Source organism: Actinokineospora inagensis DSM 44258, from assembly GCF_000482865.1.
Taxonomy (GTDB): domain Bacteria; phylum Actinomycetota; class Actinomycetes; order Mycobacteriales; family Pseudonocardiaceae; genus Actinokineospora; species Actinokineospora inagensis.
The window spans coordinates 57450-70708 of the sequence record NZ_AXWW01000023.1 but is presented as its reverse complement, the minus strand read 5'-3'; the positions used below and the strand labels follow the sequence as shown (position 1 = coordinate 70708).

Annotated in this window: 12 protein-coding genes; 3 read left to right on the top strand and 9 right to left on the bottom strand. The window is 71.0% G+C overall.

The window, feature by feature from the left end:
* Positions 1 to 132: 132 nt before the first annotated feature.
* From H504_RS0109795 to H504_RS0109785, 3 genes are all read right to left on the bottom strand, one after another.
* Positions 133 to 327, bottom strand: coding sequence for a hypothetical protein (locus H504_RS0109795; RefSeq protein WP_026422632.1), 195 nt, complete (start codon positions 325 to 327; stop codon positions 133 to 135).
* Between the two features lie 122 nt (positions 328 to 449).
* Positions 450 to 1298 (bottom strand): hypothetical protein, encoded by an 849-nt coding sequence (locus tag H504_RS0109790; RefSeq protein ID WP_157440317.1) that lies wholly within the window; start codon positions 1296 to 1298, stop codon positions 450 to 452.
* A gap of 137 nt (positions 1299 to 1435) precedes the next feature.
* Positions 1436 to 2692, bottom strand: a complete 1257-nt coding sequence (locus tag H504_RS0109785) for a hypothetical protein (protein WP_157440316.1) — start codon at positions 2690 to 2692, stop codon at positions 1436 to 1438.
* 247 nt (positions 2693 to 2939) lie between these two features.
* On the opposite strand from H504_RS0109785, the gene H504_RS0109780 reads away from it, so the two are divergent.
* The 3 genes from H504_RS0109780 to H504_RS34215 all read left to right on the top strand — a co-directional run bounded on the left by H504_RS0109780 (position 2940) and on the right by H504_RS34215 (position 5362).
* Positions 2940 to 4004, top strand: coding sequence for a PA2928 family protein (locus tag H504_RS0109780; protein ID WP_026422629.1), 1065 nt, complete (start codon positions 2940 to 2942; stop codon positions 4002 to 4004).
* 26 nt (positions 4005 to 4030) lie between these two features.
* The gene (locus H504_RS34220) at positions 4031 to 4807 is read left to right on the top strand and encodes a hypothetical protein (RefSeq protein ID WP_035303843.1); all 777 of its coding nucleotides are present in this window, start codon (positions 4031 to 4033) and stop codon (positions 4805 to 4807) included.
* Between the two features lie 102 nt (positions 4808 to 4909).
* Complete coding sequence (locus H504_RS34215; protein ID WP_157440315.1) at positions 4910 to 5362, top strand: GyrI-like domain-containing protein; 453 nt, start codon at positions 4910 to 4912, stop codon at positions 5360 to 5362.
* Here H504_RS34215 and H504_RS34210 read toward each other — a convergent pair.
* The 6 genes from H504_RS34210 to H504_RS0109740 all read right to left on the bottom strand — a co-directional run bounded on the left by H504_RS34210 (position 5359) and on the right by H504_RS0109740 (position 13255).
* Positions 5359 to 6447, bottom strand: a complete 1089-nt coding sequence (locus H504_RS34210) for a hypothetical protein (protein ID WP_157440314.1) — start codon at positions 6445 to 6447, stop codon at positions 5359 to 5361. The two genes, H504_RS34215 and H504_RS34210, sit on opposite strands and share 4 nt — an antisense overlap.
* A 56-nt stretch (positions 6448 to 6503) precedes the next feature.
* Entirely contained in the window at positions 6504 to 7064 is a 561-nt protein-coding gene (idi, locus tag H504_RS34205) for an isopentenyl-diphosphate Delta-isomerase (protein ID WP_051385678.1), read from the bottom strand.
* Positions 7065 to 7071: 7 nt separating this feature from the next.
* Positions 7072 to 8556: an aldehyde dehydrogenase family protein gene (locus tag H504_RS34200; protein ID WP_245614157.1), complete on the bottom strand. Its 1485-nt coding sequence runs from the start codon at positions 8554 to 8556 to the stop codon at positions 7072 to 7074.
* 10 nt (positions 8557 to 8566) lie between these two features.
* Positions 8567 to 8983 (bottom strand): cupin domain-containing protein, encoded by a 417-nt coding sequence (locus H504_RS0109750; protein ID WP_051385676.1) that lies wholly within the window; start codon positions 8981 to 8983, stop codon positions 8567 to 8569.
* The gene (locus tag H504_RS34195; RefSeq protein WP_051385675.1) at positions 8980 to 10068 is read right to left on the bottom strand and encodes a tryptophan dimethylallyltransferase family protein; all 1089 of its coding nucleotides are present in this window, start codon (positions 10066 to 10068) and stop codon (positions 8980 to 8982) included. The genes H504_RS0109750 and H504_RS34195 overlap by 4 nt, the downstream gene beginning before the upstream one ends.
* A gap of 196 nt (positions 10069 to 10264) precedes the next feature.
* A complete protein-coding gene (locus tag H504_RS0109740; RefSeq protein ID WP_026422627.1) occupies positions 10265 to 13255 on the bottom strand; it encodes an AAA family ATPase in 2991 nt (996 codons plus the stop codon).
* Positions 13256 to 13259: the final 4 nt, after the last annotated feature.

The following is a 13259-nucleotide window of genomic DNA, read 5'->3' as shown; positions in this document are numbered from 1 at the left end:
CTACCTTAACCGCCTCAGCGAACTGGCCACTCGCGGTGAGCAGAGCCGCGCGGACGGCGAGTGCGGCCGTAGTGTCGTCTGGAGATGCGGGTGTCACGGATATTTCGGCGTCGCTCGCCCATTGGGGCGGAGTCATGGTGTGCCCACTTGGAGTTCGGTGATCGTCACGTTCGCAGCTATGCCGGGTGCGGTGGTGTAGGTCGTCTCGAACGCGGTTTCCGCCGTCGTTGCCGCGTCGGTGAATTGGGCAGTCGCGGTGAGCAGGGTGGTGCGGGCGGCGAGTGCGGTGGTGTAGGCCGTCTCCAGCGCGGCTTCCGCCGCCGTCACTGCCTCGGCGAACTGGCCACTTGTGGTGAGTAGGGTTGCGTGGATGGCGAGTGCGGCTGTGGTCTCGTCTGGGGACGCGGGTGTTACGGATATTTCGGCGTCGCGTGTCCGTCGGGGTGGGGTCATTGCGTGCCTGCTTGGCGTTCGGTGGTGGTCGCGTTGGTGGCTTGGGTTCTTGCCTTGGCGTAGGCGATGAGGGCGGCTTGGCGGGTTGGGCGGTCTGGGTCGGGCTGGGGTGTTGGGGGAGCGAAACCTGGTGCGTGGATGGTGAGTGTGCGGTGGGTGGAAAGTAGGAGAGTCGCTGGGATGGGTGTCTGGCCGGTGAGCCGGCCGAGGTTGTCGACTCGGTCTAGGGCTAGGTCGACGTCATCGAAGCGGGCTAGGAGGTGGGTTGGTGTGGGGCCTGGGAGAACCGTGACTTCCAGGAAGGTGCTGCCGTCGCGTCGGGTGATGAGCCATTCGGCGGTTGCTGCTGCGTCCACGGCGCCTGCTGGTACTGCGGACCAGTCGATGGGGGATGCTCCACTGAGGATTGTCAGGCCGGAGCGTTGGCTGGGGCCTGCTGCTGCGAGGGCGAAGTTCGACTGGCTTGGCGCGGTTACCGGTTCTGGCAGTGTGACGCCGTGGGTGTCGGCTAGTTCGTTGAGTTGGGCGGCGAGGGTGTTGGCGTCAGGGAGACGGGTGGCCAGGGTGAGGGCGCGTGTGGTGGCGTTCTCGTCGTCGAGGAGGTGGTCGATGGCGGCGGTGGCGAGAGCGAGTTCTGCTTTCAGCACAACGGGATCGATCGCGGGCACGGCGGCGACTGTGGAGGCGGGCCACCATGCCTCGATCCAGGTCAACTGGGCGAGGCGCCTGCAGGCGTCGCGGACCGGCGAGGAGTTCAGCGGCGGGTTCACGGATTCGGCTCCGCTGAGCAGCTCCGTGGCGGCGTCGGGGCCGTAGATTTCCCACAGCCATTGGCTCGCGCGCACGGGGTCATACACTTGCGCGGCCGGGAATGCCGATGCGGCAAGGACATCCCATGCCAACAGTGCGCCTGCGCCCTCCAGCAACGCCGCCTGTTCGGGGTGCGGCCACTCGCCGAGGGCTACGTGTGAATCGGTTCTGGTTACCCGCATTGGCCCAGCCGTTCCAGTGCGGTGCGCAGTCGGTCGCGTTGGTCGAGGATTACTGAGCGGAGCACTCCGTCGAGCAAGTCCCACACCTCGATCGCGGCAACGGTGCCGCCCGTCAGTTCCCGGCCGTGCAGCCGAACCCACAGTCGACGCAGGTATGCCGTCCGCACTCCGTGTACATCGGCGTGGACTCCCTCGGTGGGCAGCCTGCGGGCGCGGTGCACGAATGCCTCCCGTTCCCAGCGGGCCCGCAGTTGGGCAGCGGCGCCGGGTGCGGGCGTGGCCACGAGTCCTGCGGCGGCCGTGCGGCCCAGTGTCATGGTGACCCGGCTGGTTTCGTCGGCGAGCTGCCATGGTCCGGCCGAGCGGGTGATCTCCCGGTGCACGAGGTCTGCGACGTCGGCCAGTTCGGCGCGGCGGGTGTCGGTGAGCGGGACGAACAGGCGTTGCACGATGGATCGGTCGAATGGTTTGGGCAGCGCGTTCTTCGACGCGGCCGCGCCCAGTTCCGGCGGGCCGGGGACTTCCCGATCGGTCAGTCCCTCCGCGTGCGCGACGCCCGGCAGGCGCAGGTTCGCGCCGTCCCGTGATCCGGTGCGGTCGGTGATCAGGTCGGCGAACAGCGCGGTGTTCGGGTTGGTCACGCAGGTCGCCAGGAACCGGTCGGGCAGCTCGGAGCCGTCGTCGGGAGGGACATCGGACACAGTGGTCCAGGCCACGTCGAGCAGGCGTAGCAACTCGCGGATGGTGACCGGGTCGCTCACGTAGTCGCGCAGGCCCGCCACCGTCGGCCCGGACCGGACGTGGACCTCGGCCAGCAGGTCGTCGGCGGTGACCGCGCTGGCCGGGTCCGAGTCCGGGGCGCCGTGTGCGGTCGCGAGCTCGAAGCAGCGCTGGAAGTACAGGTCCTGCGGGTTCCCCTCGGTGATGCCCGCCCGCCGCCGTCGCTTCTTCACCAGCAGGAACCACGCCGCCGTGGCGGCCAAGACCGGACCGGCCGCGATGATCCGGTCGCGCAACTCCTCGGCGTGCGCGACGTCCACCGCCCCGGCCGCGAACCGGGGGTTGAGCACCGGGCGCAGCACCAGGGGATCGAGGATGAGCTTGACCGTGCGCGCCAGCGGGCGCCCGGACGCGTTGGCCAGCGGCGCGACCGCGTCCAACCGCGACCACGCCTCGGCGATCAACAGCCCCCTCGGCAACGTGGCCCCGACCGCGTCGGCGACCATTCGCGTGTGGAGGCTGCTCACCCGACCGAGCCTAGTGGCTCGACCCAGAGGGTTGCCCGGGTCTCGGCCTGCCCACGACATCCCCGGCTTAGTTGCCGAACGACCGTCCAGTACGAGGCCGTTCCGGCGCCTTGCCAGGAACGCCGTGGAAAGGCCGATACCCAACGAACCACTGGCCGCTGTGCCGCCGGGGGTTTTCTGTGATCGGTAGGGCCGGTCGCGGCGGCAGCCTTGTGCCATACCGACACGCCGTCACCAGGAGCGTCCGATGAACCACACACCGCGATCGCCGATTCGCGCGTTAGCGCGTCGCGGCCTGCTGCCCGTCTTGTTGTTGGCGCCGCTGGTGGCGTTCGCGCTGCTGTTCTTCGGACTGTCCTACCTGGTCACGCCCGAACCGGACATCGACGTCGAGCCGGGTATCGGCTTGGCGCGGGTCGACGGGCGGGAGGTCGTGCTCGTGCCCTACGGCCGCAGCGGCGCGCGGGGCATGTTCCAACTCATGACCCGGGACATGTTCCAGGCGCGGGTCGCCGCTCTCGACGTCGCGACCGGGGAGGTGTTGTGGGACACCCAGGTGTCCGACGAGCTGATCTGGCACGCGACCGTGCTGGCGGCGGGGGACAAGGTCGCCTACGTGACCACCGACGCGGGCCTGCTCGTCTTCGACACCCACACCGGCGAGATCACCGCCCGGGGCCCCGACATCGCCGGACTCGGGTCCGCTTACGTCGCCGCGCCGTCCGCGTACGGCTACGACGCGGCCAACCACCGGGTCATGGCGATGACCGCCACCGGGGCCGTGCTCGCGATCCCGCTGGACAACCCGGTCGCCGCGCCGGTCGACCCCGCGACCGCGACCACGTGGGCGGCGGAACTCACCGTTGACGGCCACACCAAGTCCAAGCCGCAGGCCACCGCCACCAAGGCCACGATCGACACGGGACGGCTCGAACTGCGCGACCGGGGTGCGCCCGGCAAGGTCCTCGTCCGCGTGGGTGCCGACGGCGAGGTCACTCCGGTCGGCGACACGGTGTACTTCGACGCGGCCCTGGTCACCGATGGTGCCGCTCGCGCGGTCGGGTCCGGGCACGTGCTCGTCCGCCACGACCGCTCGGTCAACGACAACGCCACCGTCCTCACCGCGGTCGCGCTCGACAACGGCACGACCACCAGCACGCTCCCGATCGGCTCCAGCCCCGACAGCGCCGCGACCGGCCCGGACGGCACCGTCGCGATCACCACCGACCACCAGGTGGCCGTGCTCACCGCGGACGGCCACCTCACCGCGCTCACCGTCGGCGCCACCGACTTCTTCGGCTCCTCGTCCTGACCGCGAAAACATCAAGGAGTTCCACTGTGAAGACCATCGCCTGGGTCGTGCTGCTCATCGGCGTCGCCTGCACCGCCATGTACGTCGTCACCGGTCTGCAGGGCGGTGAGGTCCCCTGGGTGAACGGCTGGATGGCGGGACCGATCGTGCTGCTGTTCGCCGCCCCCACGTTGTTCTCCGTGGCGGGCAAGCTCGGCGACGGGTTCGCCGCGCTGCGCGGTGCCGTGCCCAAGGCCTTTGAAGGCGCGCCGATCGGCATGGGGACGGTGATGTCGGTGGCCCGGACCGGGCTCAGCGTCAACGACCAACCGCAGTTGGCCATCCACCTGCGCGTCGACACCGCTGACGGCCGGTCGTTCGCGGGGACTGCCCGCCAGATCGTCGACCTGACCGACCTCGGTGCCGTCCAGCCGGGCGCGATGCTGCCCGTGCGCTACCTGCCCGACGGGAGCGTCGCCCTGGCCACCGATGCCGCGCGGGAGGAGTTGCAGGCCGTGCTCAACCGGGTGCAGCTCGCCAAGGGACACATCACGCCCAAGCAGCTCCAGATCGCCGAACACGGCCTCGACGCCTCAGCCGTCGTCCTCGCCATGGCCCCCACCGGCGAAATCCGCGACGGCCGGTCCGTGGCCACCGTGACCCTGCGCGTCACCCGGGCCGACCGAACCATGTTCGACGTGACCCAGCAGAAGGCGCTCCCGCCCAGCGCGGTCCCGCAGGTGCAGCCGGGCTCGGTGGTCCGGGTGAAGTACCTGCCACACGACGAGAGCGAGGTCGCCATCGTCACCGCCCTGAGCCACTAGTGGTGCTGCTCGGCAGGTCGGCCTGGTGGTGGATCTTGGTTTGGGCGAAGTGAACGTGACACGCCACTAGACTCTGCGCACACACGTCGGAAGGGTGGTGCGATGACTGTCCATGTGACCGTGCGAACCGTGGAACCGGTGCCGACCGCTGTTGTGGCGGCGGCGACGTCCTGGGCGGACTTCCCAACGGTGTGGGGGCCGATGCTGGACCAGGTCTGGGCCTTCCTCCGCGGCGGCGCCCCGGACGGCCTGTACAAGGACGGGCACAACGTCATGTTCTACAAGGACGACGTGCCGAACGTGGAGATTGGCGTGCAGGTGAACGGGCCGTTCGCCCCCGTGGGTCTTGTCGTGCCGTCAGTGCTTCCCGGTGGGCCGGTCGCGACCGCGACGCACGTCGGTCCGATCGGAGAGATCGGTGAGACGCACGACGCGGTCCGCGACTGGAGCAATGCCAACGGTCACCGGCTGACCGGGGTCAGGTGGGAGGTCTACGGCGATCCCGACCGCACGACCGGTCACTTCGACGTGGACGTGTTCTGGGCGTTGGCCTAGGCGGGCGTCAACACGACGCCGAAGGTGCGGCCGCCGAAGCCCTTCTGGGCGATGCCGACGATGACGCCGTTGTTGTTGATGCCGGTCGCCTTGGTGATGTGGAATCCGGAGTTGGGCGGGATCAGCGTGTTCAGGTCGGTCGCCACGCCGTCCCGGTAGACGTACGCGCCGCCGTTGGGCAGCGAGCCGATGATCACACCGCTGTCGTTGATGCCGGTCGCGGTCGCGTTGGCCAGGGCGGTGGTGCCGGGGATGTTCAGGTCGGTCACCGTGCCGCCGGAGAACTTGACCGCGTGCAGCCCGGCGCCGTCCCCGCCCGGCGCGGTGTTGGACACGCCCACCGCCACGCCCGCGGAGTTGACGGCGTCGGCCTCGGCGAAGTCGCCGCCGGGCAGCAGGCCCAGGTCCCGGACCTGGCCGTTCTGCCACGCGGCCGCCGACACCACAGTCGTCGAGATCGCCGATGAGCCGACCGCCAGGCCCGTGCCGTTGACCGCGAGTGCCCGGCCCTGCGCGCCGCCCGGCAGGAAGGGCAGCTTGGTGATCGTCGTGCCGGTCACCGTCCACGCGGTGACCTTGCTCGCCGGGTCCACCGTCCGGCCCGCGACCAGGCCCCCGCCGTTGACCGCGGTGGCCTCGACGTCGAAGAACGGCTGACTCGGGTCCACGCCCAGGTCGACGCCGGTCGCGCCCGCCACGGACCACCTCGCGGCACGGTGGATCGACGTGTTGAAGGGGAAGATGTCCCCGACGACCACACCGTCGTCGCTGATCGAATGCGGTGTGGTGAACTGCGCGGTGTTGCCGGGATCGCCCGCGGTGGACAGGAACACCGGGGTGTTCGTGCCCGCCTTGATGACGAACCCTTCCCCGTTCTGCGCCCCGACTTGCTGCCCGGTCCCGATGATGTCACCGTTGCCGTTGACCCCCAGGTACCGCTGCACCGCGTCGGGTCCGACCGACAACGTGTAGCGGGGCGTGGCGGCGTGCGCGGGCGGCACGACCGCCAGGCCACCGCCGGTGACCGACAACACCACCGCCCCGACGAACGCCAGCCGCCCGGCCCCCATGACCAACCTTGACATGACAGTCGCACCCCTCTGCTTTGTCACCCCGACTCGGTTGGTCATACGGGCCGGGGTTACACGCTGGGGGCGAGGGGCACCATGACGTGGTCGATCAGGGGTTGGTGCAGCCGGGGGATCTGCAGTTGGGCCCAGGGGCTGAACAGGAACGGGGTGTGGTTGACCGCGGCCACCACGTCCGACCAGTCGGCCCAGCGCCATTCGCAGACCTCGGTCGGTTCGGGAACCGGGTCCGTGTCGGCGAGGGCCGTCCACACCGGACAGAACTCGTTCTCGACGATCCCGCTCGCGTCCACCGCCGTGTACCGGAAGTCCGGGATGGACAGTCGGGGGCCGGTGACGGTGATGCCGAGCTCCTGCTCGCCCCGCCGGTGCACCGCGTCCTCGGCTGGTTCGCCGGGGGCGGGGTGACCGCAGAAGGAGTTGGTCCACACGCCGGGCCAGGTCTTCTTGTCCAGCGCGCGGCGGGTGAGCAGGACGCGGCCGTGCCGGTCGAACACGTAGCACGAGAACGCCAGGTGCAGCGGGGTGTTCGCGGTGTGCACGGTCGCCTTGGCGGCGGTGCCGATCGGGGTGAGGTGGTCGTCGAGCAGGACCACCAGTTCCGGGTGACTCATGGGGACCTCAGTGCTCGGTGAGTCGGATGGCGCTCTTGATCTCGTTGGTCTCCACGTCGGCGGGCAACTGGATGGACTTGAGCTCCAGGTACTCGTCGAGGCCGTGCGGGCCGCACTGGCGGCCGTACCCGGACTGCTTGAACCCGCCGAACGGGGCGGCGAAGTTCAGCGGGGCGCCGTTGACGTCGACCTGCCCGGTGCGCACCTGCCGGGCCACCGACAGCGCCCGAGCGTTGCTCTCCGACCAGACGGCGCCTTGCAGGCCGTAGTTGGACTCGTTGGCCAGCCGCACGGCGTCGGCGTCGTCCTCGTAGGCGATGATCGACAGGACCGGGCCGAAGATCTCCTCCTGGGCGATGGTCATGTCGTTGCGCACGTTGGCGAACACGGTCGGCCGGACGTAGTAGCCCTGGTCCAGGTCGCTCGGGCGGTCCGGACCACCCGCGACCAGGGTGGCGCCCTCGGCGCTGCCCAGTTCGATGTAGTGCCGCACCCGGGCGAGCGCGGCGGCGGACACGAGCGGGCCGACGGCGGTCGCCGGGTCGCGCGGGTCGCCGACCCGGTAGGCGTCGGCGAACTTCGCGGCCAGCTCGGCGGCCTCGTCGTGCCGGTCGCGGTGGACGAGCATCCGGCTCCACGCCAGGCAGGTCTGCCCGGAGTTGAGGCACAGTTGGTCGACCCCGATCCGCACGCACTCCTCGAGGTCGGCGTCGTCGAGGATGATGTTGGCGCTCTTGCCGCCCAGTTCGAGGTGCACCCGCTTGACCGAGTGCGCGGCGAGCTCGGCGACCCGGCGCCCGGCCCTGGTCGACCCGGTGATGGTGACCATGTCCACCCCCGGGTGCGCGGCCAGCGCCTCGCCGACCGTCGGGCCGTCCCCGCTGACCAGGTTGAACACACCGGGCGGCAGGTCGCACTCGGCGAGCACGTCGGCGAGCAGGAACGCGTTGAGCGGGGTGATCTCGCTGGGCTTGAGGATCACCGTGCACCCGGCGGCCAGCGCGGGCACGACCTTCTGCAGGATCAGGGCCAGCGGCAGGTTCCACGGGGTGATGCAGGCGACCACGCCGGTCGGCTCGCGCAGCACGAGCGACGAGCCGAGCCGCTCCTCGAAGCGGTACTCCGGCAGCACGTCGAGGTACGAGCGCACGGTGTCCACGGCGAACCCGAACTGCAGGAACCGGGCGACCGTCAGCGGCGCACCGACCTCCAGCGACAGCGTGTCGGTGAACAGGCCCGCCCGCTCCTGCAGGCCGTCGAGCAGCTTCTGCAGGGCGTCGATCCGCCGGGGCAGCGGGGTGGCCGACCAGATCGGGAACGCCGCCGACGCCGCGGCGACGGCCCGGTCGACGTCGGCGTCCGTGCCCGCGGGCACGGACCCGACGACTTGCTCGGTGCTGGGGTCGATCACCTCGAACCGGTCGGCTCCGGCTGGCTCACGCCACTCGCCGTCGATCCACAGGTGGTTCCTGGTCAGCGGGTCGTTCGACACGGTCGGCTCCTCAGACATGGTCGGGGTCGGCGAGCAGCACGGTGCTCTCCTGCTCGTGGGGGTCGGTGCGGGCGATGATGGCGACCAGGTGCTCGGTCGCGCTGGGGTTGATGGCCTGGTGCGGCACACCGGCCGGGATGTAGATGAAGTCGCCCGGCCCGGCGGTGATCCGCTTGGCGAGGTCCGCGCCGTAGCGGCCCTCGGCGTTGCCGGAGATGACGTAGATCGCCGACTCGTGCTCGTCGTGCCGGTGCGGGTTGTCCCGGGCGCCCGGTGGAATGCGCACCAGGTGCATGCACAGGCCGCGCGACCCGGCGGTCTCCTGGGAGATGCCCGCGAAGAACGCGTGCCCCTGCTTGCCGTCGTAGGTCTGCCCGGTGTGCACCACCACGAGCTCGTTCTGCTCAGACTGTTCAGAGGTTGTCATGCTGTTTTCCCTTCCGCTGCTGGGAGATCGGTGACCGGTCCGAACGCGCCGGTCGCGAAGTACACCGAGACCCGGGGGTCCGCGCCGCCCCGGTAGCCGACGTAGGTCTGCACCCGCGACGTGGCGAGCGGGCCGACGGCGAGCGCGTCCAGCGTGGCGAGGTACGGCTCCGGGTTGAGGTCGACCGCCCGCATCAGGTCCGCGACCCGGGCGGCGGCGATGCCGTCGTTGTCCACGTTGGGGCACAACGGGACGTAGGACACCGTCGACACGGGAACGGGGTCGCCCCGGTGGAAGACCAGCGACGTGATCGGCGGTTTGCCCGGTTGGTCGGTTCCGGCGATCTCCTGGCACAACCAGGCAGCGCTACCGGGCTCGTGGTCGCGGGCGCAGGACGCGAACCGCTCGATCCGCGCCGCGTCGACGCCGTGGTGCGGGAAGTAGACCTTGGTCCGCGCGCCGCGCATCAGGTCGAGGGCGAACAGGGTGGGCGCCTGGTCGGCGTGGTCCTCGGCGTACCGGTCGGCGGCCACCGTCCACGCGGGACCCATGCCGAGCCGACCCATGGCCTCGGTCAGCACGTCCCCGGCGCGCTCGGCGCCCTGGGCCAGCGGGTTGAGGTAGGCCTTGAACCACGGTTTGCCGTCCTGCCCCCACATCACGGCGTCGAGCACGCTGAACGGCGGTCGTGGCCGCGGCACCAGGAACAGGTCCTCGACGGCGAGGTAGTCGGCCAGCGCGACATCGCCGTACCGGGCCAGGTCCCTGGTCGCGGCGGCGCCCGCGTCCCGGCAGGCCTCCGGGGTGGGTGGGTTGCCCAGTGGTTCGAAGTAGACCCGGACCTCGATCCCGCGCCGCGACCACGCCACCGAGAGTTCCAACGGGGCGCCGTCACTGGACGCGTACGACCAGTGGCGGGTAGGGTCGGTGACCGGACCACCGTCCCAGGGGGACAGCAGCGTGCGCAGCTCCTCGACCATGGTGGCCCGCTTGGCCGGGTCGAACGCGAGCGCGGTCAGGGCCCGGCCCAGTTTGCCGCACCCGACGCGGGTGTACGAGACGGCGAAATCCGTGCACTGTGTCATCAGGGGCTACCCGCCTGTCGGACCGATGGGGACGTTTGAATCCTGCGTCCATAAAAGACAGTCGTCAATGGACTTCAGGTTAACATCTCGGCCTGACGGGGGATAGCGGTTCCACTATGTGGCCCAATAAGTTCCCGCCTGCGAATCGGACCGGAAATCGTTTGTCCACAAAGGATTACTTTGTGTCCGATGAGGACTACTTGCCGCCGTGCCTGGGGATGTCCTCTGGCAGCAGCAGGCAGAGATCGGTGATGGTGGGGTTCGGGATGGAACGCATCCGGCGGGCGTGCCGGGTGACCGCCTCGTCCAGGACGCGCCGGGCGTAGCGGCCGTTGCCGAAGGAGGTGCCGCGCGGCGCGGTGAGGAAGTGGGCACGCAGCGCGGTCACGGCGGGCGCCGTGCACTCGTAGCCGATGGTCGTCGCGTGCTGGTCAACGATGGTGACCAGTTCGTCGGCGGTGTAGTCGGCGAAGTTGACGTGGTGGGAGAAGCGGGACGCCATGCCGGGGTTGGCGTCGAGGAAACCGGCCATCTCGTCGGCGTAGCCCGCGGCGATGACGACGACCTCGTCGCGGTGGTCCTCCATCAGCTTCACCAGGGTGTCGATCGCCTCCCGGCCGAAGTCCCGGCCGTCACCGCCGGAGAGCGTGTACGCCTCGTCGACGAACAGCACGCCGCCGCGGGCGCGGTCGAAGCACTCGGTGGTGCGCCGGGCGGTGTGGCCGACGTACTCGCCGACCAGGTCGGCCCGGCTGACCTCGACGACCTGCCCCTGCGCCAACACGCCCATCGCGGCGAGCACCGACCCGTAGAGGCGGGCGACCGTGGTCTTGCCGGTGCCGGGCGGGCCCGCGAACACCAGGTGCCTGCTCAGCGAGGGCACCGGGAGGTTCGCCTCGCGGCGCTGCCTGGCCGAGGCGAGCAGGTCGACCATGCTGGCCACCTCCCGCTTGACCTCCTCCAGCCCGACCAGGCCGCGCAACTCGTCGAGCAGCCGCTCCACCTGTTCGTCGTCGACCCGGCCCGCGCCCGCGCCGATCCCGCTGCCCGGCAACGGACCCAGGTCCGCGGGCAGCAGCCGGGTCAACGCGACCGCGGGCGCCTCGACGTCCTCGGCCAGCCGGTACGCCTGGCGGCCGACCATCTCCTCGAAGACCTTGCGCGCGGTGCGGCCGTTGCCGAACGCCGCGTCCCTGGGCAGCTTGGTGAAGTACGCGTGCACCGCCGCTCGCGTCTCGAACTCCAGGCTGTAGTGGTGGGCCCGGCACAGACCCTCCACAATGGTCACCAGCTCCGGCGCCGAGTAGTCGGCGAACTCGATGGTCCTGGTGAACCGGGAGGACAGGCCGGGGTTCGCGGCGAGGAACGCGCGCATGTCGTTGGTGTAGCCCGCGACGATCACCACCACGTCGTCGCGGTGGTCCTCCATCAGCTTGACCAGGGTGTCGATCGCCTCCCGGCCGAAGTCCGGCCCGGTCCCGCCGGTCGCGGCGGACAGCGTGTACGCCTCGTCGACGAACAGCACCCCGCCCAGCGCCTCGGCGAACCGCTCCGCGGTCTTGATCGCGGTCCCGCCGACCACCGCGGCGACCAGGTCGGCCCGAGCCACCTCGACCAGTTGACCGGTGCGCAGCACACCGAGACCGGCCAGGATTCGCCCGTACAGCCGGGCGATGGTGGTCTTGCCGGTGCCGGGGGAGCCGGTGAAGACCAGGTGCCGCCCGACCGGCGGCGCGGGCAGCCCCGCCGCGGCCCGCCGCTCGGCCATCTGGTGCAGCCGGACCAGCGTCTCCACCTCGCGTTTCACCCCGTCCAGGCCCACCAGCGCGCCCAGTTCCTCCAGCAGGGCGGCCACGTCGTCGGCCCCGGCGGTGGGCGGTGTCCGGGTGGCGGCCGGTGGGGTGTCGAGCACGGCGACTCCCGATTCGTCGTGGAGGTCGCGGCCCTGGTTGCGCTGGACCCGGCTGCCGCGGACCTCGACCGGTTCATTGGTGCGCAGCACGACGCCGTCGCCGTGGTTGCCCTCCACCAGGCAGTCGAGCAGTTCGCCCGCCGCGTCACCCGTCCACATCGCCCCCGCCGCGCAGTCGCGGATGGCGCCGCCGTCGACCCGCAGCCGCGCGGTGCCCGACGCGGACAGGGCGGTGCCGCGGGTCCCCTCGATGTGCGGTTCGGTGAGCACGACGTCGGCGGAGTCCTCGGCGGTCACGGCCGTGCCCGCGCCGCCGGTGACGCGCAGCCGGGTGGCCCGCACCGACGCCGAGCCGCGGACGAGCACCGCGTCCTGGCCGCCGTCGGCGAACCCGCAGTCGATCAGTTCGGCGGTGGAGTCGTCGAGCACGTGCAGGCCGGGGCCGCGGCTGGCGCGCACCGTGGTCCGCTCCAGCACCAGGCCGCCGCCCCGCACCACCGCGATGGCCTGGGTCCCCGCGCGCTCGATCACGCAGTCGGTGACCACCGGGTGCGAGCCCGCGCCGACGAGCAGCGCCGCACCCTCCACATCAGACAGTGTGCTGCCGGTGACGGTGAGCTCGCTCTGCTCCTCCACCACGATCCCCGGCCCGCTGATCGCGTGGATCCAGCAGTCCCGCAGCGCCCCGCGCCCGCCGTCGGCGGCCAGCACCGCGCCGCCGGAGTCGCCGATCTCGCAGTCGACCAGCCGTGGCGTGCCGCCGGTGCGGCTCACCACCGCGGTCGTCGCGATGCCGCGCAGGGTGGTCAGTCGCAGTTCCGCCGCGCCGCCGTCGAACACCAGCACCCCGGCGCCACCCGGGTTGGTCACGGCGCACTCGCGGGTGGTCAGCGCGGTCCCGCCGCGCACGGCGACCGCCACCCCGGACTCGGCCGCCACGGTGCACTCGTCCAGGCGCAGCGTGCCCACCCGCAGGTCCACCGCCGCCTCCCCCTCGCGGTGGGCCAGCACGATCCCGGACACCGCCGCCTGTTCCGCGGTCAACCGCAGCGCCGGGTCGCCGACCGCCTCGATCCGCACCCCGCCCACCGGCCCGACCGCGGACAGCGTGACGTCGCGGTCGAGCACGACCGACTCGCGGTACACGCCGGGCCGCACCGAGATCACGTCGCCGTCGGCCGCTGCCGCGATCGCGTCGTTGATCGTGCGGAAGCAGTCGGCCTCGGTCGGCGAGACCCCGAGAACGGATCGGGTCGTGGTCAGCCGGTCGGACACGGGG